General features: G+C 63.1%; 26 protein-coding genes. 16 read left to right on the forward strand and 10 right to left on the reverse strand.

What is annotated here, in order from left to right; translation table 11 throughout:
• Positions 1-115: 115 nt before the first annotated feature.
• A complete protein-coding gene (locus JNA92_RS20660) occupies positions 116-466 on the forward strand; it encodes a response regulator (RefSeq protein ID WP_241806511.1) in 351 nt (116 codons plus the stop codon).
• Between the two features lie 42 nt (positions 467-508).
• On the opposite strand, the gene cobF is transcribed toward JNA92_RS20660, so the two are convergent.
• Complete coding sequence (cobF, locus tag JNA92_RS20665) at positions 509-1,264, reverse strand: precorrin-6A synthase (deacetylating) (RefSeq protein ID WP_241806398.1); 756 nt, start codon at positions 1,262-1,264, stop codon at positions 509-511.
• 65 nt (positions 1,265-1,329) lie between these two features.
• A complete protein-coding gene (locus JNA92_RS20670; protein WP_241806399.1) occupies positions 1,330-2,619 on the reverse strand; it encodes an OprD family porin in 1,290 nt (429 codons plus the stop codon).
• 355 nt (positions 2,620-2,974) lie between these two features.
• Here JNA92_RS20670 and JNA92_RS20675 point away from each other — a divergent pair, with 355 nt between their 5' ends.
• The 3 genes from JNA92_RS20675 to JNA92_RS20685 all read left to right on the forward strand — a co-directional run bounded on the left by JNA92_RS20675 (position 2,975) and on the right by JNA92_RS20685 (position 4,441).
• On the forward strand, positions 2,975-3,337 hold the full coding sequence (locus JNA92_RS20675; protein ID WP_241806400.1) for a histone-like nucleoid-structuring protein, MvaT/MvaU family: 363 nt from the start codon (positions 2,975-2,977) through the stop codon (positions 3,335-3,337).
• 224 nt (positions 3,338-3,561) lie between these two features.
• Positions 3,562-4,089, forward strand: a complete 528-nt coding sequence (gloA, locus tag JNA92_RS20680; RefSeq protein ID WP_241806401.1) for a lactoylglutathione lyase — start codon at positions 3,562-3,564, stop codon at positions 4,087-4,089.
• A gap of 109 nt (positions 4,090-4,198) precedes the next feature.
• A complete protein-coding gene (locus JNA92_RS20685; protein ID WP_241806402.1) occupies positions 4,199-4,441 on the forward strand; it encodes a hypothetical protein in 243 nt (80 codons plus the stop codon).
• A 58-nt stretch (positions 4,442-4,499) separates the two neighbouring features.
• On the opposite strand, the gene JNA92_RS20690 is transcribed toward JNA92_RS20685, so the two are convergent.
• Positions 4,500-5,321 (reverse strand): shikimate 5-dehydrogenase, encoded by an 822-nt coding sequence (locus tag JNA92_RS20690; protein ID WP_241806403.1) that lies wholly within the window; start codon positions 5,319-5,321, stop codon positions 4,500-4,502.
• A gap of 228 nt (positions 5,322-5,549) precedes the next feature.
• Between JNA92_RS20690 and JNA92_RS20695 the strand changes: the two genes are divergently transcribed.
• Both JNA92_RS20695 and pbpG read left to right on the forward strand, forming a co-directional pair.
• Positions 5,550-5,732, forward strand: coding sequence for a hypothetical protein (locus JNA92_RS20695; RefSeq protein ID WP_012313987.1), 183 nt, complete (start codon positions 5,550-5,552; stop codon positions 5,730-5,732).
• Positions 5,733-5,972: 240 nt separating this feature from the next.
• Entirely contained in the window at positions 5,973-6,899 is a 927-nt protein-coding gene (gene pbpG, locus JNA92_RS20700) for a D-alanyl-D-alanine endopeptidase (RefSeq protein ID WP_241806404.1), read from the forward strand.
• Between the two features lie 60 nt (positions 6,900-6,959).
• Here pbpG and JNA92_RS20705 read toward each other — a convergent pair whose 3' ends face one another.
• A complete protein-coding gene (locus JNA92_RS20705; RefSeq protein WP_241806405.1) occupies positions 6,960-7,391 on the reverse strand; it encodes a hypothetical protein in 432 nt (143 codons plus the stop codon).
• A gap of 198 nt (positions 7,392-7,589) precedes the next feature.
• Here JNA92_RS20705 and JNA92_RS20710 point away from each other — a divergent pair, with 198 nt between their 5' ends.
• The 9 genes from JNA92_RS20710 (at position 7,590) to JNA92_RS20750 (ending at position 15,154) form a co-directional block, all read left to right on the forward strand.
• Positions 7,590-8,924, forward strand: coding sequence for a lysine N(6)-hydroxylase/L-ornithine N(5)-oxygenase family protein (locus JNA92_RS20710; protein ID WP_241806406.1), 1,335 nt, complete (start codon positions 7,590-7,592; stop codon positions 8,922-8,924).
• Positions 8,925-9,093: 169 nt separating this feature from the next.
• Positions 9,094-10,293 (forward strand): PepSY-associated TM helix domain-containing protein, encoded by a 1,200-nt coding sequence (locus tag JNA92_RS20715; protein WP_241806407.1) that lies wholly within the window; start codon positions 9,094-9,096, stop codon positions 10,291-10,293.
• Entirely contained in the window at positions 10,290-10,829 is a 540-nt protein-coding gene (locus JNA92_RS20720) for a thiamine pyrophosphate-binding protein (protein ID WP_241806408.1), read from the forward strand. Before JNA92_RS20715 ends, JNA92_RS20720 begins: the two co-directional genes overlap by 4 nt.
• Entirely contained in the window at positions 10,826-11,146 is a 321-nt protein-coding gene (locus JNA92_RS20725; RefSeq protein WP_241806409.1) for a hypothetical protein, read from the forward strand. Before JNA92_RS20720 ends, JNA92_RS20725 begins: the two co-directional genes overlap by 4 nt.
• 11 nt (positions 11,147-11,157) lie before the next feature.
• Positions 11,158-11,727: a DUF6162 family protein gene (locus tag JNA92_RS20730; RefSeq protein WP_241806512.1), complete on the forward strand. Its 570-nt coding sequence runs from the start codon at positions 11,158-11,160 to the stop codon at positions 11,725-11,727.
• A 16-nt stretch (positions 11,728-11,743) separates the two neighbouring features.
• On the forward strand, positions 11,744-12,646 hold the full coding sequence (locus JNA92_RS20735) for a metal ABC transporter substrate-binding protein (RefSeq protein ID WP_241806410.1): 903 nt from the start codon (positions 11,744-11,746) through the stop codon (positions 12,644-12,646).
• Positions 12,643-13,389: a metal ABC transporter ATP-binding protein gene (locus tag JNA92_RS20740; RefSeq protein WP_241806411.1), complete on the forward strand. Its 747-nt coding sequence runs from the start codon at positions 12,643-12,645 to the stop codon at positions 13,387-13,389. Before JNA92_RS20735 ends, JNA92_RS20740 begins: the two co-directional genes overlap by 4 nt.
• Positions 13,389-14,288, forward strand: a complete 900-nt coding sequence (locus JNA92_RS20745; protein ID WP_241806412.1) for a metal ABC transporter permease — start codon at positions 13,389-13,391, stop codon at positions 14,286-14,288. The genes JNA92_RS20740 and JNA92_RS20745 overlap by 1 nt, the downstream gene beginning before the upstream one ends.
• Entirely contained in the window at positions 14,285-15,154 is an 870-nt protein-coding gene (locus JNA92_RS20750) for a metal ABC transporter substrate-binding protein (protein WP_241806413.1), read from the forward strand. The genes JNA92_RS20745 and JNA92_RS20750 overlap by 4 nt, the downstream gene beginning before the upstream one ends.
• A 60-nt stretch (positions 15,155-15,214) precedes the next feature.
• Here JNA92_RS20750 and JNA92_RS20755 read toward each other — a convergent pair whose 3' ends face one another.
• From JNA92_RS20755 to JNA92_RS20780, 6 genes are all read right to left on the reverse strand, one after another.
• Entirely contained in the window at positions 15,215-16,267 is a 1,053-nt protein-coding gene (locus JNA92_RS20755; RefSeq protein ID WP_241806414.1) for a DUF1615 domain-containing protein, read from the reverse strand.
• A 26-nt stretch (positions 16,268-16,293) separates the two neighbouring features.
• The gene (locus JNA92_RS20760) at positions 16,294-16,845 is read right to left on the reverse strand and encodes a hydrolase (RefSeq protein WP_241806415.1); all 552 of its coding nucleotides are present in this window, start codon (positions 16,843-16,845) and stop codon (positions 16,294-16,296) included.
• 57 nt (positions 16,846-16,902) lie between these two features.
• Positions 16,903-17,622: a thioesterase II family protein gene (locus JNA92_RS20765; RefSeq protein WP_241806416.1), complete on the reverse strand. Its 720-nt coding sequence runs from the start codon at positions 17,620-17,622 to the stop codon at positions 16,903-16,905.
• Entirely contained in the window at positions 17,619-17,840 is a 222-nt protein-coding gene (locus JNA92_RS20770; RefSeq protein WP_012313972.1) for an MbtH family protein, read from the reverse strand. Before JNA92_RS20770 ends, JNA92_RS20765 begins: the two co-directional genes overlap by 4 nt.
• 112 nt (positions 17,841-17,952) lie before the next feature.
• A complete protein-coding gene (locus JNA92_RS20775; RefSeq protein ID WP_241806417.1) occupies positions 17,953-18,354 on the reverse strand; it encodes a hypothetical protein in 402 nt (133 codons plus the stop codon).
• A gap of 65 nt (positions 18,355-18,419) precedes the next feature.
• Positions 18,420-19,304, reverse strand: a complete 885-nt coding sequence (locus tag JNA92_RS20780; RefSeq protein WP_241806418.1) for a LysR family transcriptional regulator — start codon at positions 19,302-19,304, stop codon at positions 18,420-18,422.
• Positions 19,305-19,450: 146 nt separating this feature from the next.
• Here JNA92_RS20780 and JNA92_RS20785 point away from each other — a divergent pair, with 146 nt between their 5' ends.
• Positions 19,451-20,470, forward strand: coding sequence for an alpha/beta hydrolase (locus tag JNA92_RS20785; RefSeq protein ID WP_241806419.1), 1,020 nt, complete (start codon positions 19,451-19,453; stop codon positions 20,468-20,470).
• Positions 20,471-20,575 lie beyond the last annotated feature (105 nt).

The raw sequence follows: 20,575 nt of genomic DNA on the forward strand, positions 1-20,575 counted from the left end.
TGAAGGTTACCTTCAGCAATCGTTCCATCCAATCGTAACGATCGGTATCCTCATGGAACTTCTGACGCTGGCCGGCGCACAGAATAAAGACATTCTTCTGGTACAGGATCACAAAATGCACCTCTTGGTAGTCGAAGATGACGACATCGTCCGTATGTTGATGGTCGATGTGCTCGACGAACTGGGCTACGAAACCCTCGAGGCGAACTGCGCCCACGCCGCGCTGACGATCCTTGAAGACCCAGACCAGTCGCTGGCCCTGCTGATGACCGATGTCGGCCTGCCGGACATGCGCGGTGAAGAACTGGCAGCAAGGGCCCGTGCTCTGCGGCCCACCCTGCCTGTGCTGTTTGCCAGCGGCTACGCCGAAAGCCTCGATGTGCCCGAGGGCATGCACATGATTGGCAAGCCGTTCAGCATCGATCAGTTGCGCGATAAAGTGTCCGCAATTTTGGATCAGCGTTGACCTCGGTAGCGCCTCTTCGCGGTTTACCGTGAAGAGGCCGCCTCAAGCCCATGCCTCGCGCCGTAACAAATACGTGTCCATGATCCACCCCTTGCGCGCCCTCGCCTCTTCGCGCACCTGCAGAATCTGCGCTTTCACTGCCTGCAAAGGCCCGGCGATCAGCACTTCGTCCTGCGTACCCAGGTAAGCCCCCCAATAGATCACCAGCCCAGGGTCGTCGATGTGGGTAAAAGCGCATTGCCCGTCGAGCATCACCACCACATTGTCGATCTGCCCCTGTCGCGCCAGACGCCGCCCCGGTAAAACCACCACCGGTTCGCCTATACGGTTGAGCGCCACCTGATGCCGCGCCGCCAGCGCCTGCACACTGCTGATGCCCGGGATAACCTGCAGGCGCAATGCCACCCCACGTTCGCGAACCAACTGCAGAACGCGCAGGGTGCTGTCATACAAGCCCGGCTCGCCCCATAGCAAAAAGGCGCCGACATCCTCACTGCGCATTTCATCGGTTATCAGCCGGGCGTACAGGGCTGCGCGCTGGTGGTGCCAGTCCTGGACCGCAGTCACATAATCGTGCGCCTCAGCATCCCGCTGGGGGTCCGCTACTTGTACCCAGCGGTAGCCGCCCTGCGGCCTGTAACGATCGACGATGGCCTTGCGCAGGCTAACCAGATCGTCTTTGTCCGAACCCTTGTCGAGCACGAAGAAGACGGTAGCGCGACCCAACGCCTCGACGGCCTCAAAGGTCACCTGGCGTGGGTCGCCCGGGCCGATACCAATCAACAACAGGTCTTTCATGCCTTCGCCCTGAACATGCACCAGCAGCCATTGTCGGCCGGTAGCGAGTGTTTGGCAAAGTGCACTCAAAAGATCGAGAAGCTATAGCTGACGATGACCCGTGTTTCGTCCATGTCACGCGCCCACTTTTCGTAGTTGCTGCGGTAAGTGGAATTGCGCAGGCGCACGCTGACGTCTTTGAAAGTACCGCTCTGTACCTGGTACTTGAACTCGGTGTCGCGCTCCCACTCTTTGCCCTGGACATTACTGCCCGGGACCTTGATGTGGTTGCCATTGATGTAACGGGTGAAAAACGTCAGCCCCGGCACACCCAGGGCCTTGAAGTCATAGTCGTAACGCAACTGCCATGAGCGCTCCTGCGCGGCGGCGAAGTCGTTGACCTGTGCATAGTTGACCAAGTACGGGTTGCTGCCATCGAGGTACGGCATAGCATTTTCGCCATACATGCGCTGCCAGCCCGCACTGACCTTGTGGCCGCCCAGGCTGTACCCGAGCATCCCGCTGAAGGCGCGGTGATCGATCTGGCCTGCCCGGGCATTCCCGATATCATCGCTCTTGATCAGGCGCAGGTCGGCCGACAGGCTGCCCACCGTAAGCGGCTGGCTGGCGCCCAGGCCAAGAAAGTGCTGGCGGTAGATGTTTTCCAGCTTGGCTACTTGGTAGTGAGCACTGACCCGCTCATTGAAGCGGTAATCCAGCCCTGCCAGGTCGAAGTGGCCGGCTTCGATATCACAGGCATAGCGCTTGTTCTTGCAATGCACGCGAATGTCCTGGCGGTCGGTTGAATCGCGGGCGGTGTACTTGCTCAGGCGGGCCAGCGTGAACTTCATGTCGCGCACTTCTTCGGAAGTGAGCATGGCGCCGTGGAACATCGTCGGCAACAGGCGACCATCGTTGTATTTCAACAGGGGAACATCGGGCATCAGCGAACCGTATTTGAGCACGGTAGCGGACACCTTGACCTTGGCGGCCAGGCCGAGCTTCGCGTATTGGTCAGCCGCGTGCCTTGGGTGATGACCCGAAGAAGGCAACAAACCGCTGTTACTGTCCGCCGGGCTGGAATCGAGCTTGATACCCAACAGGCCCACTGCATCCACACCGACGCCTACCGGGCCTTGGGTATAACCCGACTGCACATTGAGCATGAAGCCTTGCGCCGACTCTTCCCGCTTGGACGCGCCCTGGCTGGAAGTACTGTGGCCGTCACGAAAATCCCGGTTGAAATAAACGGTGCGGGCTTCGACCTTGGCCCGGGTGTCTTCAACAAATCCGGCGGCCTGGGCGTGCGCACCGGCACACATCAGCAACAGGCCGGCAACTCGGCGCCCAGAGGCGGGAGAAAAAGGGGCAAACATGCGAGGGAACATCCAGAGAAAGGCAGAAAACAATGCACGGCGAAGGCGCGCGGCGCAGACAAGACCCGGCCGAACAATGCCCGACCCTCATGGCAAATGATTGCGTGAAGGCGCTGGCCCGCACCATTGGACCATGGTCTAGAAACGCTGCACTGGCAGCCTCCCGCACATCGCAATTACCGCACGAAACACTTGTAAAGTTCCCTGGTTAATTGGAAAAGTTTGCGGTTTACCCAATTGCCACAAGTGTCTACACTCGTTATCAGCGAACAGTTAAAACCCACCGCGTGGCCGGCGTTATTTCTCTTCAATGTTCGTCACGCCCTGCCACAGATGCCGTACAGGAGTGATTACAGTGTCCAGACTTGCAGAGTTTCGTGCTGCCGAAAAAGCGCTCCAGGAACAGATGGCTCAACTGGAGGCGCTGAAAAAGGATGCCGGCCTAAAACGTGAAATCGAATTCGAGCAGAAACTAGTCGGCCTGATGAAAAGCTATGACAAAAGTCTGCGCGACATCATCGCCATCCTCGATCCCAAGGCCGTCACCCGGGGCGCCGCACCCAGTGCGCCAAAGCAACAACGCCGCCCGCGCGTGGTGAAAGTGTATGAAAACCCGCACACCGGCGAGCTGATCGAAACCAAAGGTGGTAACCACCGCGGGTTGAAGGCGTGGAAAGAACAGTACGGGGCCGGCACGGTGGAAAGTTGGCTGCGCTGATGAAACGTCAACGCGTGCTTCACACTTTTTTCACAAGGGCAGGCTCAATATCGAGACAGCTAAAGGACTAGCGACCCCATCACGCGCCCGCACACGCGGGCCTCTAATTCCAGCGCCCTGCACTCGTGCAGGGCGCTTTCATTTGCGCAATCGGTTCACTGCCGTATCATGGCTCTCCTGTCTGTTCCGCTGGCCCCGCTGCCAGCCCCGTTCCTGGAGTACCCATGAGCCTGCACGATCTGCAAAACCTGCCTGGCGTCACCGCACAGCCCGACAACGCCACTGCTCAATTCGTCTTCAACCACACCATGCTGCGGGTCAAGGACATCGAGAAGTCGCTGGACTTCTACACCCGTGTCCTGGGCTTCCGCCTGGTCGACAAACGCGACTTCCCGGAAGCGGCTTTCAGCCTGTATTTCCTGGCCCTGGTCGACCCAGCGCAGATTCCGGCCGACGACGCCGAGCGCCATCAGTGGATGAAGTCGATCCCCGGCGTGCTCGAACTGACCCACAACCACGGTACTGAAAACGACCCGGCGTTCGCCTATCACAACGGCAACACCGACCCACGTGGCTTCGGCCATATCTGCATTTCGGTACCGGACGTTCGCACGGCCTGCGCCCGCTTCGAAGCGCTGAACGTACCGTTCCAGAAACGCCTGGAAGACGGCCGCATGAACCACCTGGCCTTCGTCAAGGACCCGGACGGTTACTGGGTCGAGGTGATTCAGCCCTCTGAACTCAAGGGCTGATCCAAACCTGTGAGCTTCGTCGGCTCGCGCTCGTCAGGCCGGGAACTCCCGGCCCCTCGCTGTGGTATATGAAGGTAACAGCTTCACTAGCCACAGCGAGGTAAGGACGATGCAATCTCTTCACTGTGAATACCGCAACCACACCATCACCGCCAGTGTGATGCCTCATCCCGACTCCCCTCTGCCCTACTCTGCGGGCTGCCTGATCACCGATCCGCAAGGCCACACCAGCAAGCGCCTGTCCATGCCGATGAAATTCTTCTCAGACCTTGAGAATGCTCAGCATGTGTCGCTGGCCCATGGCCGGGCCCTGGTGGACCAGCAGTTGGACAAGGGCCACAAGGCGTTCTGAATGTGGGTATGGATGGCCTCCTCACGGCTATGCCCGCGAGGAGGCCGCAAAAGCGGCGCTAGGCGCCCCGGGCGTAGGCCACTGCAGCCTCGACCTGCTCCCGTGTAGGTCGCACGCCGGTATACAGCACGAATTGCTCCAGGGCCTGCAACGCGATTACTTCCAAACCGGTGATCACCGGCTTGCCCAGGGCCTGGGCGTGCTGGATCAAGGGCGTTTGCGCCGGCATCGCCACCACATCGAAGACCCGCTGCGCGGCGGCGATGGCGTTCTCGCTGAACGCCAACTGGTGGGCCTCTTGCCCGCCTGCCATGCCGATCGGCGTCACATTCACCAGCATCGGCGGGCACCGGTCACCCAGCTCGGCGACCCAACGGTAGCCACATACATCAGCCAGCTGCCGCCCCGCCTGCTCATTGCGGGCGACGATGACGCCCTCTTTGAACCCCGCATCGCGCAGCGCACTGGCCACCGCCTTGGCCATGCCACCACTGCCGCGCAGGGCAAAGGCTGTGGACGGGTCGACACGATGCTGTTCGAGCAACTGCCGCACTGCCAGGTAGTCGGTGTTGTAGGCTTTCAGATGACCTGCCGTGTTGACCACCGTGTTCACCGACTCGATGGCTGCCGCCGACGGGTCAACCTCATCGACCAAGGCCATGCAGGCCTCCTTGTACGGCATGGAAACACCACAGCCGCGGATGCCCAGCGCGCGGATACCTGCCACAGCGGCCGGCAAGTCATGGGTGCTCATCGCCTTGTAGTAGTAATCCAGGCCCAGTTGCCGGTACAGGTGGTTATGAAAGCGAACGCCAAAGTGGCCTGGCCGGCCCGCCAGGGAAATGCACAGCACGGTGTCTCTGCTGGGAGTTGACGTCATCAATCGCTCCTTGTTCGTAGCTGAAACGTTTGTTCAGCGTAACAGACCTGCCCGTTTATCGTCCTTACACAACCTTTACCGTTTCCCTGCGCTCAGCTGACAGTGCTACGGGCGATAGTACGGCAGCGTCGAGAACAGTTGATAAAGCTGATGAACACTATTGAGCGAGTCGATTTCAAACCTCGCTGGCCACTGCGTAAGGTAGCGGCATGTTTACAGGAGGTCCCTATGGCCACTATTCAGATCATGTCCGTCGTCGGCAGTGCCGTCCCCTCGACTCTGCGTGAGCAGGGGCTGCTGGCATGCTGGTACCTGGTGCGCAACGGTGAAGCGGTCAGCGGACCGTTGGCAACCCGTGCATCCGCCCAGGCCCTTGCCGATCGACTGAAGGACGACTGCCTGCTCGCTTGAAATGAATGTGTTGTGCGTTGCTCTCTGCCCTGTTCTGGCCCGCCTTCGGCGGGTCTTTTTTTGCCGGCGTGAAACCGACGAACGGATGGAGCATAACCGTTACAGCATGAAGGTTTTTTCATTTCAGCCAAGTGGCTCGACGAGTATTCGACAGCACTTGAGCCATACTCCACAATGCAGCGGTTTTTGGGGAAAACCCTTGCACAGCCAACGACATACCAACTTTTAGTGAGCCTGAACGTGAAAACAACCCTGTCCATCCTCAGCCTGCTGCTGTTGCTCACAGGTACCGCGACCCTACCGTCGACCGCTGCTGCACAACCCCCAGCCCAGATTCAACGCGACCCCTCAAAGCTGCATCTGGCTTCCGGCAGCGCCCTGCTGATCGACCTCAATACCAACAAAGAACTGTATTCGAGCCACGCCGACCGAGTGGTACCGATTGCCTCGGTGACCAAACTGATGACCGCGATGGTGGTGCTGGACGCCAAGCTGCCCATGGATGAGATGCTCACCATGACCATCGCCAACAACCCGGACATGAAAGGCGTGTACTCGCGCGTGCGCCTGGGCAGCCAGCTCAACCGCCGCGAAACCCTGCTCATCACCCTGATGTCGTCGGAAAACCGCGCCGCCACGTCCCTGGCCAACCACTACCCAGGGGGCTACCCGGCTTTCATCAAGGCCATGAACGCCAAAGCCCGCAGCCTGGGCATGGCCCACACCCGCTATGTCGAGCCAACCGGCCTGTCGACGCACAACGTCTCCAGCGCCCGCGACCTGGCCAAACTGCTGATGGCGTCACGCAAATACCCGATGCTCAGCGAGCTGTCGACCACCCGCGAAAAAACCGTGGCCTTCCGCAAGCCCAACTACACCTTGGGCTTTCGCAACACCGACCACCTGGTCAACAAGAGCAACTGGGACATCAAGCTGACCAAGACTGGCTTCACCAACGAGGCCGGGCATTGCCTGGTGCTGCTCACGCGCATGGACAACCGCCCGGTGGCCATGGTGATCCTCGATGCCTTCGGCAAGTACACCCACTTTGCCGATGCCAGCCGCATGCGCCAGTGGCTTGAGACTGGCACCGCCAAACCCGCACCGGCCGTCGCGATGCAGTACAAGTCGGACCGCCAGAACAAGAGCCGGCTGGCTTCAGAGTAAGGGTTCAGCTCGGCTGGCCCGCTTGCGGCGCTGTCCGCAGGCGGGCCGGCTTACCTGCACTCAGGCCTGAGTGCTGACGACCGTACCCGCCGTGCTGCCACCAGTCTGCTGCAACGCTTCGAGCAGTTGCGCCGTGGCCGTCATGATCTGGCCCGTGATCGTGGCAATGCTCGACTGCCTGGCACTCACGGCAGCGGTTTTGGCCGTCTCCTCCATGTTCTGCGCCATCAGGTTGGCCAGTTGCTTCTGCTCTTCGGCCAACTGCTTCTGCAGCTGCTTGATCATCTCGCGCAATTGCTTGATGTGCGCAGGCTCCGAGCTCTCATCGCTTTGCTGCGCACCTTGCGCACCGCCGCCACCCTGAGCCTTGGGCGTTTCTGCCGACGCGGCGGGCGCTGCACTTTTCTGTGCGTCTTCGCTTTTTACCGTTTCAGTGCTGCCGGTGGCCTGCGCCGAGACGTTGTTGAGGGTGATTGCCGCGATACCTGTCATGTTCCGGTCCCTGCCTTGAAATAGGTCCTTGCGTTGACCTGCCTATCGGCCGCGCAGCGCAGTTCTTTAGCCCGCCGACAAGCCGTGGGCGATGCCGTCAGTAAATTCCCCGGTGCATGGCTCGTTCCAACCAATGTACTCACGCAGGCGCCGGAGCCCCGGCGGGCGCACACATTCGACCATTATGGGATCGCAGCCATGAGCCAGTCTTCAAACCCAGAAACCATCAAGGATCTGATCGGCGTGGGCTTTGGCCCTTCCAACCTGGCCTTGGCCATCGCCCTGGAGGAACTCGCCCAGACCCAGGGCCGTGCCCTCGACGCGCTGTTCATCGACAAGCAGGAGCAATACCGCTGGCATGGTGAAACGCTGGCGACCCAGAGCGAGCTGCAGATATCCTTCCTCAAGGACCTGGTGTCGCTGCGCAACCCCACCAGCCCCTACAGTTTCGTCAACTACTTGCACCAGAAGCAGCGCCTGGCCGACTTCATCAACCTGGGCACCTTCTACCCCTGCCGCCTGGAGTACAACGACTACCTGCGCTGGGCCGCCGAACATTTCGCCACTCAAGCCGTCTATGGCGAGCACGTGCTGCGCATCGAGCCAGAGGTGAAGGCTGGCCGGGTCGAGCATTTGCGCCTGGTTTCGCAAGATGCGCAGGGGCGTGAATACAGCCGCCGTACCCGTTCGGTCGTGGTCGGCACCGGCGGCACGCCGAAAATCCCGGAAAAATTCGGCGCCTTCAAGGACGACCCGCGGGTCTTCCACCACTCCCAGTACCTGAGCAGCCTGAACAAGTTGCCCTGCGCCGAAGGCAAACCCATGCGCATCGCGGTAATCGGCTCTGGCCAGAGCGCCGCCGAAGCCTTCATCGACCTCAACGACAGCTATCCGTCGGTCAAGGTCGACATGATCCTGCGCGGTTCGGCGCTCAAGCCCGCAGACGACAGCCCATTCGTCAACGAGATCTTCTCGCCCGACTACACCGACCTTGTGTACAACGAGCCGGCCGAGCAGCGTGCCAAGCTGCTGGGTGAATACCACAACACCAACTACTCCGTGGTCGATCTGGACCTGATCGAGCGCATCTACGGCATCCTCTACCGCCAGAAGGTTTCGCACAAGGTGCGCCACAACGTGCTGTGCCGCCGCCAGGTGGAAGCGGTTGTCGCCACCCGCCACGGCATCGAACTCACCCTGCGCGACCTGGCCACCGACCAGCATCAGACCCACCGTTACGATGCGGTCATTCTGGCAACCGGCTACGAGCGCCGCTCGCATCGCGACCTGCTGGCGCCGCTGGCCGGTTACCTCGAGGACTTCAACGTCGATCGCAACTACCGGGTACTGTCCAGCCCGGACCTTGAAGCTTCGGTGTACCTGCAAGGTTTCTGCGAGGGCAGCCATGGCCTGAGCGACACCCTGCTGTCGGTACTGCCGTCGCGCGCCGCCGAAATCGGCCAGGCGCTGTACCAGGACCTCGCGCGCCGACATGACAGAGCGCAACCGTCGGTCGCCCTCACCAGCGCCTGATCCTTCAAGGCCCGCAAGCCGACACGGCGCCCCGCGCCCTGTCGGCTTTTGCTTTTCTGAAACATTTGCTTGCATTTAAATAGGCAGGATTTCCATTCTCATTCGTCTTTATAGATGCAGCCCTTGTGGTTGGGCTTATGCTCGACCCTCATTTTCAGAAGACCGACCCATGGCCAAATCAAGCAAAAAATCCAAGTCCAAGCTGTGGTTCCTGGTCCACAGCTGGCTCGCCCTACCGATCTGGTTCTTCGTGCTGATCGTCTGCTTCACCGGCATGCTTGCCGTGGTCAGCCAGGAAATCGTCTGGCTGGCCAACCCCGATGTGCGCGCCAGCAAGCCTGACGACAGCGCCGAACGCCTGAGTTTCCAGCAGGTGCTGGACGCCCTGCACAAGGCCGAACCGGATATGGTGGTGCGCACACTGAGGCAGCCAGACGGTTCGCACTTTGCCCTTAACGCCGGGGTGACCCTGCCCGACGGCAGCAGCCCGACGCTGTACGTCAACCCCTACACCGGGGCCATCCAGGGCAAGGTCCCTGACTTCAACTTCGAAGCGTTCACCCGTGCCCTGCACGGCTGGTGGCTGGTGCCCTTCACCAATGGTTTCAGCTGGGGCTGGTACCTGGTTTCGCTGCTGGGCCTGCCGATGCTCGCGTCGCTGGTGACTGGCCTGGTGGTGTACAAGAAATTCTGGAGAGGCTTCTTCAAGCCCGTGCGCACCGGCCATGGCTCGCGCATCTTCTGGGGCGACCTGCATCGCCTGGCCGGGGTCTGGTCGATCTGGTTCATCGCGGTCATTGCCATCACCGGCACCTGGTTCCTGATCCAGGCGATCCTGTTCGACAACCACATCACAATCTCCAGCCAACCGATCACCCCGGTGATCGCCCGGGAAGATGTACCGCAAACCGCCGATGGCAGCCCTGCACCGCGGATCGACCTGGACGAAGCGGCGCGCATCGCCGGCCTGGCCATCCCTGGCCTGGAAATCAACGCCATCTCGCTGCCCGCCACGGCCTACAGCCATATCATCCTCAATGGCCCGGGCTGGTACCCGCTGATGTTCCAGACTGCCAACGTCAACCCCTACACGCGCAAGGTCGACAGCCAGTTCCTGATCAGCGACCGCTCCGCCCTGGAGTTCGTCACCGAATCCATGCGCCCACTGCACACCGGCGACTTCGGCGGCCTGCCGGTCAAGCTGATCTGGTTCTTCTTCGGCCTGCTGCTGACCCTGATGGTATTCAGCGGCCTGCTGATCTGGACCAAGCGTACCGCCCAGGCGACCGCCGCCGCCCTCAAGCGCAGCGAGCGTGCGCCACGGCCCCGCGCCACCGCCAGCGACACCCCTGTGGAGATCCGCCCATGAGCCAGGCCCAGGCCCTGCCCACCCGCCCATTCAAGCAATGGTGGCTGAAGTGGCGCTTTCACTTGAACATTCTGCTGATCCTCATCCCGCTGGGCTTCATGCCCAAGTATTTCGCCGACGCCAAGCTGTTTCGCGGTGATGCCGGGCTGGGCGTGAACCAGGTCAGCGATATCCAGGTCGGCCCCTACACGCTGGACTTGGCCGAGCTGCGCAGCGAAGCCCCCCGCGCCGACGGCCCGGCGGGCTACTTCAAGAGCTTCAACGCCGCCCTTTGCAAAGCCTGCATCGACGACGTCAAAGCCGTGTACCTGCGCGTCGGCAAACCTCGCAGCCTGCGCGCCGCCGGCAGCATCTTCTTCGGCGCGCCCTACCGCATGGTGACCAACCTGCCGATCCCTGAGCGTACCAAGCCAGACGCGCAGATCTGGATCACCGTCGAAGGCTGGGACGGCAGCATGCACCAGGCATCGGTACCGCTGAGCAAGGCTTCGCCAGCCACCGTGGCCTGGCTCGAAAAACAAGGAGGCAAGAAATGAAGCGCATGATCCGCAGGCTCGCCCTGCCCCTGCTGGTGCTGGCCGCCGGCCCGGCCCTGGCACACAACCCGATGTGCGAATGCGAAGAGGTCGATGGCGGCCAGGTCAAGTGCACCGGTGGCTTCTCGGACGGCAGCGGCGCGCCGGGCGTGACCCTGGACGTGATCGGCTACGACGAGCAAGTACTGGTCGGCGGCAAGCTCGGCGACGACTCGACGCTGACCTTCAAGCGCCCCGACGGCGAGTTCTACGTGCTGTTCGATGCCGGCCCCGGCCACGTGGTTGAAGTCGACCACGCCGACATCGCGCAACCATGAGCGGCCCAACCCTGAGCCGCACCCACGTGGTGCGCCCTGCCGGCGCCGGGCACGAAACCCTCTACGTACTGCTGGTCAGCCTGCTGATCGTCATCGTCGCGGCCGGCGTGGTGCTGCTGCGCGGTGAACGCGAAGACGAGCAGGCCATCGCCAGCCACCAGATCGACGCCCGCCGCGACCTGACGCCCGCCGAGCAAGGCATCTACACCGACCTTCGCGTGGCCTACGACGAGATCCAGTTGCTGCGCGAAGAAACCGCCGCCCAACCGAGTGTGGCGTCGTTGGCCGAGGAAGGCTTGCCACCCTTCGTGGTAGATGCCGGCAGCCAGAGCCGTGGCAGCCACCAATGGCAGTGGCTGGAGGCTGGTGCCTACCTCGGTCGCAGCCAGGCCCCAGAGGTCGCCGGCAGTTTTTTGCTGATCGTGGCGCACGAGCACAGCGGCCAGCCTGACGTCTGGCTGCACCGCGACAGCACCACCGTGGTGCCACAAGACCTTGGCCAGGCAACCCTGACGGCCGCGGGCTGGCAGCAAGTGGTCAGCCATTACGACGCCGGGGTCACCCGCGAACACCGTCACTGAACCCAAGGAATTCCCCATGTTGCGCTCCGCCCTCACCCTGCTCCTGGCCCTCGCGTTACCGGCCCTGGCCCTGGCCGACGCCGGCAAGCCCCTGCGCATTGGCATCACCCTGCACCCTTACTACAGCTATGTGAGCAATATCGTCGGCGACAAGGCCGAGGTGGTACCGCTGATTCCGGCAGGCTTCAACCCACATGCCTACGAGCCGCGTGCCGAGGACATCAAGCGGATCGGCACGCTGGACGTGGTGGTGCTCAACGGCGTCGGCCATGACGATTTCGCCGACCGCATGATCGCCGCCAGTGAAAAGCCCGACATCAAGACCATAGAAGCCAACCAGAACGTGCCGCTGCTGGCGGCCACCGGCATCGCCGCCCGCGGCGCCGGCAAAGTGGTCAACCCGCACACCTTCCTCTCCATCAGCACCACCATTGCCCAGGTCAACAACATCGCCCGTGAACTGGGCAAGCTCGACCCGGACAACGCCAGGTTCTACACCCAGAACGCCCGCGCCTACGCCAAACGCCTGCGCGGTTTGCGCGCCGAAGCGCTGGCCAAGATCACCGAGGCGCCTGGCGCCAACTTCCGTGTGGCCACCATCCATGCCGCCTACGACTACCTGGTGCGCGACTTCGGCCTGGAGGTCACGGCAGTGGTCGAGCCAGCCCACGGCATCGAGCCGAGCCCGGCACAGCTGAAGAAAACCATCGACCAGCTCAAGGCGCTGGACGTCAAGGTGATCTTCTCGGAGATGGACTTCCCGTCGGCTTATGTCGAGACCATCCAGCGTGAGTCCGGGGTGCGCCTGTATCCGCTGACGCACATTTCCTATGGCGAATACACCAAGGACAAGTACGAAGTGGAAATGAAGCGCAACCTCGACACCGTAGTCCGCGCCATCGAGGAGAACCGCGCATGACTGCCGCCGCCAACCTGATAGTGCGCGGCGGGCCGGGCATCGAGTTCGCCGGCATCGACCTGACGCTCGGGCGTACGCGCATCCTTGAGCAGGTCGAGTTCAGCGTCGCCGCTGGCAGCGTGCATGCCATCGTCGGGCCCAACGGCGGTGGTAAAAGCTCGCTGATCAAGACACTGCTCGGGCAGATGCCCCACCAGGGCCAACTGACCCTGCACTGGCCGGGCGAGCGGCAGGTGATCGGGTACGTACCCCAGGCGCTGGAGTTCGACCGCGGCCTGCCGATGACCGTGGACGACTTCATGGCCGCGATGTGCCAGCGCCGCCCGGCCTTTCTCGGCCTTTCGCGCCGTGTGCAACCGGCCATCGACACAGCGCTGGCGCAGGTCGGCATGCTCGACAAACGCAAGCGGCGCATGGGCGCCTTGTCGGGTGGCGAACGCCAGCGCGTGCTGCTGGCCCAGGGCCTGATCCCCGAGCCTCAGTTGCTGGTGCTCGACGAACCCATGTCAGCGCTCGATGAAGCCGGCATCCAGGTGTTCGAGCAGTTGCTGCAGAGCTGGCGCCAGGCTGGCACCACCGTGCTGTGGATCGAACACGACCTGCAAGCGGTGCTGCGCCTGGCCGACCGGGTCACCGGGCTGAGCCGCCAGGTGCTGTTCGACGCGCCACCTGCTCAAGCCCTCACCCCGGAACGCCTGCTGAGCCTGTTCTCCGTCCACCCGCGCAGCGAGAGCCGCACCTGATGAGCTATGAAGCATTCCGCCAACTGGTCCAGGAATGGGCTGGCGCTGGCTACCTGCCCGAGGCACTGGCCTACGGTTTCGTGATCAACGCACTGCTCGCCGGCCTGATGATCGGCCCGGTACTGGGCGGCCTGGGCACCCTGGTGGTGGTCAAGCGCTTTGCCTTCTTCTCCGAAGCCGTCGGGCACGCGGCCCTGACCGGGGTGGCCATCGGCATCCTGCTCGGCGAACCCTACACTGGGCCTTACGGCAGCCTGTTCGGCTACTGCCTGCTGTTCGGCATCCTGCTCAACTTCCTGCGTAACCGCACCGGGCTGTCGCCGGACACGCTGATCGGTGTGTTCCTTTCGGTGTCGCTGGCACTGGGGGCAAGCCTGCTGCTGATGCTGGCCGGCAAGATCAACGTGCACATCCTCGAAAACGTGCTGTTCGGCTCGGTGCTGACGGTCAGCGCGCAGGACCTGGTGGTACTGGGCGTCGTCGCTGCCCTGGTGCTGGCGCTGGCCCTGCCACTGTACAACCGCATCATGCTGGCCAGCTTCAACCCACAGCTGGCCGCCGTACGCGGGGTGGCCGTGAAGACCCTGGACTACCTGTTCGTGGTGTTGGTGACGCTGGTAACGGTGGCGTCGGTGAAGGTGATCGGGGCGATCCTGGTCGGTGCCCTGCTGGTGATCCCCGCCGCTGCCGCGCGCCTGGTCAGCCAGTCGCTCAAAGGCTTTTTCTTCATCTCGGTACTGATCGCCACCCTGAGCACCCTGCTGGGCATCCTGTTGCCGATCGTCTTCGACCTGCCGGTACCATCGGGTGCCGCGATCATTCTGGTTGCCGGCATCTGCTTCGCCCTCGCGGCCCTGGCCCGCGCCCTCGTCCCACGCCTGCAAGGAAACCCGGCATGAACCTGAAACCGCTCACCCTGGCGCTGGCCCTCACCGGCCTGCCCTCGCTCGCCCTCGCCACCGAGGTGCTGACCACCCTGCCGGTGACCCACAGCCTGGCCGCTGCCTTGCTCGACGGCACCACCGTGCAGCTCAAACGCGCCGCGCCGGCCAACCTGCCAGCCAGCCGCCAGCCCTCGTACTTCAGCAGCCGTGGCGGCGCCAGCCTTGCCAAAGCCGCGCAACAGGCCGATGCGGTGATCGGCGTGCGCTCGATCTGGCGCGACGACCCGCTGTATCCAATGGCCCGGCGGAGCAATATCCGCATCGTCGAAATCGATGCTGCGCGCCCGGTGGACGGCGCCCTGCCGGGTATCGCGGTCACTGGCGACGACGCCTACAACGCCTACCCCTGGCTGAACCCGACCAACCTGGGGCGCATGGCCGACGTGCTGGCCAACGACCTGGAGCGCCTGGCGCCCGCCGACAAAGCGAAGATCCAGGGCAACCTGGCAGCGCTCAAGCGCCAGTTGCTGGAATTGACCGCCAGCAGCCAGACCAAGCTTGCCGAGCTCGACAACCTCAGCGTGGTCAGCCTGTCCGAGCGTTTGGGCTATCTGGCCAGCGGTATGAACCTGGATGTGGTGGAACAGCCACTGCCGGCCGACGGCAAGTGGGATGAAGCCACGCTCAAGGCACTGGGCGAGAACCTCAAGGGCCAGGACGTGGCACTGGTGCTCGATCATCGGCAGCCGGATGCGGCAGTGGCCGAGGTGATCAAGGCCTCGGGGGCCACCCTGCTGGTGGTCGAAAGTGACCCGCAAGACGCCGTGACCGGGCTCAAGACCAGCATCGATCAGGTGGTCGGAGCTTTGAGCAAAGGGTGATAAAGCCTGCGCCAAGGCCCAATCCCCGGCTTGCCGGCGATTGGGCCACGGCAGGCCGCCCTAGCGTTTCATGCACCGCTGGTAACGCTCATCCACCCTCCCCGCAAACCACGCCGTGGTCAGCTTGCGGGTGATCTTCGGGCTTTTCAGCTGGATCCCCGGCAACTTGGCGCGCGGCACCGGCTTGCCGGCGGCCGCGTCAGCCAGGGCGAACACCCCGCTGTACAGTTTGCTGTCTTCGAAGGCCAGGCTGTCGCCCAGCTCCAGCTGGCTGCGGATCTGCGGGTGACGCAGCCCCAGCTTCACACTCAGCTTGCGCGCTGCCTGCTCGGTATTGCCTGGCATGATCGCGCCGGGGGCGATCAGGTCGCCATCCAGGGCCAAGGGCACACCGGTCACCTTGCTCAGGGCTGCCTGAAACGCGGCATTGCGGCTGGCGTACCAGCCGGCGTTGAAGTCGGCGAAGCGATAGAGCTGGCGCTCGTAGTGCGCGGGGTAACCCAGCAGATGCCCGATACCAAAATACATGCCGCCACGACGGCTGAAGACTTCTTGGCGAATGGTGCCATCGTAGGTGTAGGGGTAGTCCTTGGCGTGCTGTTCGGCAAACTCGACGCTGACCTGCATCGGCCCGCCGGTGTGCACCGGGTTCAGCCCACCCAGCAAGGTCCGGCCCAGCGGCAAACCGCTGATGAACTCGTCGTACAGCGCACTCAATTGCTTCTCACTGCGCACGGCGAGCAGCCGCTGCTGATAAGTCTGGCCATTGCCCGAAGCCGTATTCAGTGCACCGTCCACCAGCAACCGTGGGATATGCAGGCTGGCGGCACGTCGGTCGACCTCGGCACGCGCAATGCGCCCAAGGTTGGGGACCTGCGGGTCGGCGTTGAACGTCGATTCCTGTTCGGTCACTGCCAGCACCGCACACAGGTTGCTCTTGCTCGGCGCGATGCGCTGGGCTTCGAACGCCACCTGGATATCCTTGGCCCAACCCTCGCGGTCCTTGGCCTGGGCCGGCAACAAGCGCAGCAGCTGGGCACGCACCTTGGCGGGGTCGGCCTCGGGCGCCTCCTCGCGACGCCCGGCGCAACCCTGCAGCAGCGCCAGGGCCATCAACCCGGCCGCCAGCAGCCGGCCGTTCAGGGTTGCTCCCCGACCAGGTAGGTCTTGCTGATGTGGCGAAACTGCGGGTGGCTGGCGTTGCCCATGAGTTCGAACAGCACCATTTCGCGGGTCACTACCTGCGCACCGGCCTGGCGCATCCGCGCCAGCCCTGCAGCCTTGTTGGCCAGGGTACGGCTGTCGCAGGCATCTTCGACCAGAAACACCTGCTTGCCCAAGGCCAGCAGGCCAAGCACGCTCTGCAGCACGCAGACGTGGGTTTCCATGCCGCACACGATCACTTGCTCTTGCGCCAACAGGCTGGCTGGCAGGCACTGGGCCGCAACGCAGGAAAAATGGGTCTTTTCCACGACTTCAGCCGCAGGGGCGGCTGCAAGAAGTTCGGGCAGGGTATGCCCCAGGCCTTTGGGGTACTGTTCGCTGATGACGATCGGCAGCGCAAGATCGGTGCAGGCTGCCAGCAGCCAGCGGGCCCGGGCGCGAGTGCCCTCGGCATCGCTCATGGCGCCGATGAGCTTTTCCTGGATGTCGACGACCAGCAGCGTGGCCTTGTGGGGATCGATCAGCATTGTCTGCCTCTTGCCTGGGAAAACACCTAGCCTCCCCCAGGCAAGCGGCAACGTCAATCAGGCGCAGAGCCGATGCGGCGCCAATGCTGCAGTCAGCGCCGTGAGCACCCGGTCCTCCTGCTCATGGATGAAGAAGTGGCTGCCCGCAAACATCTGCAAGGTGAACGCACCCTGGGTTTCCTGGCCCCAGGCGCGCAGCTGCGCTTCACTGGCGCGGTCGTCTTGCCCACCCAGCACATGCAGCGGGCACGCCAGCAGAGGCCTCGGGCGATAACGGTAGCGACCGCAGAGCAGAAAATCGGCACGCAGGATCGGTAACGTCAGGCTCATCAGCTCAGCGTTGGCCAGCACCTCCTCCGGCGTGCCATTGAGCGCCCGCAGTTCATTGCGCAGTTCGTCATCGCTCTTGGGGTCGCGCCAGTTCTTGCCGTCGTAGTCTTCACGCCGGGTCGGCGCCGCTGTACCGCAGGCGAACAGCGCCACCGGTGGCGGGCAGCCCAGCGCCTGCAGCTCGTGGGCCAGCTCGAAGGCCAGCAGCGCCCCCAGGCTATGGCCGAGCAACGCATAAGGTGCGGCAGCGGCCAGGCGCTGTTCGGCCGCCAACTGCCGGGCCAAGGCCTGCATGTCGGTGTGCAACGGCTCGCCCATGCGTGCGCCGCGCCCAGGTAATTCGACCGGGCGTACCTGCAGCCAGGCGGGCAACTTGCGCCGCCAACGGCTGAAGACCATGGCACTGGCCCCGGAATAAGGCAGGCACAGCAGGTTGAGCGCGGTCACTGTGCGGCAGCGTCAGCCATCTTCTGACGCAGGCTCAGCGGGCGCATATCGGTCCAGACTTCATCGATATAGGCCAGGCAGTCCTTTTTCAGCCCGCTCTTGCCCACAGCGCGCCAGCCGTTGGGGATCGCCTTGTAATCGGGCCAGATGGAATATTGCTCTTCGTGGTTGACCACTACCTGGAACTGGATATCGTCGCGGTCGAAAACGGAAGTCATTGCCTGTCTCCTTGAGTGATGGATGCCGCTACGCACTTGGCGTAGGGCGGCTCTCTGGTAGACGTAGGAAGCTTCCCGAAAATTAGCGATTGGGCATGACAACGTCTGGGCCTCAGGCATCCCTGAGCAAGTCATGGGTGTCCAGCAAGCGGTAAGCCACCTGCGGGTTGCGCTCCAACCCTCGCCGGATGGCAGCCGGAATCGACTGGCGGGTCTTGCGGCACAAGCCAGGCTGGTCATCGAGTTCGATGACGATTCCGCGCATGGTCCGCACCTCGTTGTAACCGGGAGCGATGTGAACCCGGATGCCCAGGTTCTCGTACATCCTGGCCTGCAAGCGCTGCAGGTCATCGAGGTCCTTGAGGTTTTCCAGCCGCTCGATCAGGCGCTTCTCCTCCTGGCGGGTGAGCAAGAGGATGCGCTGGGCCGCAGGCGGCTGCGCGGCCAGGTGCTCGCGGCCGCAGTCACAGGCGCCAGGTGGGCAAGGTTGGCGTAAGGCAGGTGCTGTGCTCATGGGCCAAGCATAGCGCGTCGCGGCGAGCGCATGAGCAGCAAAATGGGCGGCTGACCCCACAACGGCTAAAGCTGCGCCAGCCGCTCGCGCAAGAACTCGACGAACCCCTGCACCGGCCTGGCCACCTGCCGATGCTGCGGATACACCGCCGACAATTGCAACGCCGGCGGCGTCCAGTCTTCCAGCACCCTCACCAGGCGCCCGTCCGCCAACGCCTGCCCCACGATGAAGGTCGGCAGGTAAGTCACCCCCATCGCGGCAATCGCCGCGTCCCTGAGCAACTCACCGTTATTGGCGCGCATGCGGCCGGCCACTGCGATTGCCTGAGCCCTGCCCCCTTGGGTGAACTGCCATTGCACTTGCCGTGAATGGCCATAGGGCAGGCAGTCATGCTCGGCCAGCAGCTCGGGCCGCTGCGGCGCGCCCCGCGCCTGAAGATACGCAGGGCTGGCGCAATACACCCGCTCGACATCGGCAATGCGCCGCGCGATCAGGCTGGAATCCTCCAGTGCACCGATGCGCAAGGCCAAATCATAACCCTCGCCGATCAGGTCCACCGGCCGATCGCTCAGGTCCACCTCCACATTCACCTGTGGGTGCAAGCGCAGGAACTCGGTCAACAGGCACCCCAGGTGCGCCATGGCGAACGACAACGGCGCGCTCAAGCGCAGGGTGCCGCGCAAGGCCTGGGCCTGGCCGCTGATGTCGTGCTCCACCTGCTGCACCTCACCCAGCAAGCGCAAGGCCGACTGGTAGTAATGCTGGCCCAGCGGGGTGGCATCCAGGCGCCGGGTGGAGCGGTTGAGCAGGCGTACGCCCAGGCGCTCTTCGAGCTGCATCAGGCGCCGGCTGACCGACTGCTTGGACATGCCCAGGCGGTCGGCGGCGGCGGTAAAACTGCCGGCCTCCATGACCTGGGCAAAAATGCGCATGTCTTCGTAGGGGTTCATTGTCTCGCTCTTGGTGACAGTCAAACGCTTTATAGCGGCTTTTTCCCATCATTGCATCTGCCTACTCTACGCACAGGTCGCAGCGATGGCCGCCAAGGCCAGGCGATACGCCCACCCACAACCCGTGCCCAGAAAAGGATTCGCCCATGAACATTGTCCACAAAACCCTTAGTGCCGGCCTGCTGGCCTTATCCGCAACCAGTGCCCTGGCTGCAGGTAGCCCAGGGGTCGAGCAGCACACCCAGGCTTTCCTCGAAGCCTTGGAAAAAGGCGGTGGCAAGCCGCTCGAACAACTCAGCCCTAAAGATGCCCGCGCCGTGCTGACCGGTGCCCAGGCGTCGGTGAAGGTGGACCTGTCTGGCATCGAAGTGACAGCGCGTACCATCCAGGTCAACGGCGAGGCGATCAAGCTGCAGATCGTGCGCCCGGCCAACGTCAAAGGTGAGTTGCCGGTGTTCATGTTCTTCCATGGCGGCGGCTGGGTGCTGGGCGACTTCCCGACCCACCAGCGGCTGATTCGCGATCTGGTGGTGGGTTCTGGCGCAGTGGCCGTCTATGTGGATTACACCCCCTCCCCAGAGGCGCACTACCCCACTGCGATCAACCAGGCCTACGCCGCGACCCGCTGGGTGGCCGAGCATGGCAAAGCGCTGGGTGTGGACGGCAAGCGCCTGGCCGTGGCCGGCAACAGTGTCGGTGGCAACATGGCGGCGGTGGTCGCGCTCAAGGCCAAAGAGGCCGGCACGCCCCAGTTGCGCTTCCAGTTGCTGTTGTGGCCAGTGACCGATGCCAGCTTCGAGACGGCTTCCTATAAACAGTTTGCCGAAGGCCACTTCCTCACCACAGGGATGATGAAGTGGTTCTGGGACAACTACACCACCGACGCCAAGGCCCGCGAGCAGATCTACGCCTCGCCGCTACGGGCCAGCAGCGAGCAGCTCAAGGGGTTGCCGCCAGCGCTGGTGCAGACGGCACAGTTCGATGTGCTGCGTGATGAAGGTGAGGCGTATGCACGCAAACTGGATGCGGCCGGGGTGACGGTAACGTCGGTGCGCTACAACGGCATGATTCACGACTACGGGTTGCTGAACCCGCTGAGCCAGGTGCCTGCGGTGAAGGCAGCGATGCGCCAGGCGGCTGGGGAATTGAAGGTGCACTTGCAGTAAACCAAAGGCATGCCTTGATCGCTCTAGCACCCTCCAGATCGAGCACTGCCCAGGCAGCGCTCGATCTGAGGCGTTCGTGGCGTACAGCGCTTCATTGTTCGCCAT

The sequence above is a fragment of the Pseudomonas putida genome (genome assembly GCF_022627325.1).
Classification (GTDB): Bacteria; Pseudomonadota; Gammaproteobacteria; order Pseudomonadales; family Pseudomonadaceae; genus Aquipseudomonas; species Aquipseudomonas putida_X.

Excerpts from the sequence above, each read along its gene's own strand:
- JNA92_RS20695 (WP_012313987.1), top strand. The coding sequence starts at position 5,550 with ATGGCCACTATTCAGATCATGTCCGTCGTCGGCAGTGCCGTCCCCTCG.
- JNA92_RS20710 (WP_241806406.1), top strand. The coding sequence starts at position 7,590 with ATGAGCCAGTCTTCAAACCCAGAAACCATCAAGGATCTGATCGGCGTG.
- JNA92_RS20670 (WP_241806399.1), bottom strand. The coding sequence starts at position 2,619 with ATGTTTGCCCCTTTTTCTCCCGCCTCTGGGCGCCGAGTTGCCGGCCTG.
- JNA92_RS20785 (WP_241806419.1), top strand. The coding sequence starts at position 19,451 with ATGAACATTGTCCACAAAACCCTTAGTGCCGGCCTGCTGGCCTTATCC.
- JNA92_RS20705 (WP_241806405.1), bottom strand. The coding sequence starts at position 7,391 with ATGACAGGTATCGCGGCAATCACCCTCAACAACGTCTCGGCGCAGGCC.
- JNA92_RS20760 (WP_241806415.1), bottom strand. The coding sequence starts at position 16,845 with ATGCTGATCGATCCCCACAAGGCCACGCTGCTGGTCGTCGACATCCAG.
- JNA92_RS20735 (WP_241806410.1), top strand. The coding sequence starts at position 11,744 with ATGTTGCGCTCCGCCCTCACCCTGCTCCTGGCCCTCGCGTTACCGGCC.
- cobF (WP_241806398.1), bottom strand. The coding sequence starts at position 1,264 with ATGAAAGACCTGTTGTTGATTGGTATCGGCCCGGGCGACCCACGCCAG.
- JNA92_RS20660 (WP_241806511.1), top strand. The coding sequence starts at position 116 with ATGCACCTCTTGGTAGTCGAAGATGACGACATCGTCCGTATGTTGATG.
- JNA92_RS20685 (WP_241806402.1), top strand. The coding sequence starts at position 4,199 with ATGCAATCTCTTCACTGTGAATACCGCAACCACACCATCACCGCCAGT.
- JNA92_RS20745 (WP_241806412.1), top strand. The coding sequence starts at position 13,389 with ATGAGCTATGAAGCATTCCGCCAACTGGTCCAGGAATGGGCTGGCGCT.
- JNA92_RS20755 (WP_241806414.1), bottom strand. The coding sequence starts at position 16,267 with ATGGCCCTGGCGCTGCTGCAGGGTTGCGCCGGGCGTCGCGAGGAGGCG.
- JNA92_RS20725 (WP_241806409.1), top strand. The coding sequence starts at position 10,826 with ATGAAGCGCATGATCCGCAGGCTCGCCCTGCCCCTGCTGGTGCTGGCC.
- JNA92_RS20775 (WP_241806417.1), bottom strand. The coding sequence starts at position 18,354 with ATGAGCACAGCACCTGCCTTACGCCAACCTTGCCCACCTGGCGCCTGT.
- JNA92_RS20720 (WP_241806408.1), top strand. The coding sequence starts at position 10,290 with ATGAGCCAGGCCCAGGCCCTGCCCACCCGCCCATTCAAGCAATGGTGG.
- gloA (WP_241806401.1), top strand. The coding sequence starts at position 3,562 with ATGAGCCTGCACGATCTGCAAAACCTGCCTGGCGTCACCGCACAGCCC.
- JNA92_RS20690 (WP_241806403.1), bottom strand. The coding sequence starts at position 5,321 with ATGACGTCAACTCCCAGCAGAGACACCGTGCTGTGCATTTCCCTGGCG.
- JNA92_RS20715 (WP_241806407.1), top strand. The coding sequence starts at position 9,094 with ATGGCCAAATCAAGCAAAAAATCCAAGTCCAAGCTGTGGTTCCTGGTC.
- JNA92_RS20740 (WP_241806411.1), top strand. The coding sequence starts at position 12,643 with ATGACTGCCGCCGCCAACCTGATAGTGCGCGGCGGGCCGGGCATCGAG.
- JNA92_RS20780 (WP_241806418.1), bottom strand. The coding sequence starts at position 19,304 with ATGAACCCCTACGAAGACATGCGCATTTTTGCCCAGGTCATGGAGGCC.
- JNA92_RS20770 (WP_012313972.1), bottom strand. The coding sequence starts at position 17,840 with ATGACTTCCGTTTTCGACCGCGACGATATCCAGTTCCAGGTAGTGGTC.
- JNA92_RS20750 (WP_241806413.1), top strand. The coding sequence starts at position 14,285 with ATGAACCTGAAACCGCTCACCCTGGCGCTGGCCCTCACCGGCCTGCCC.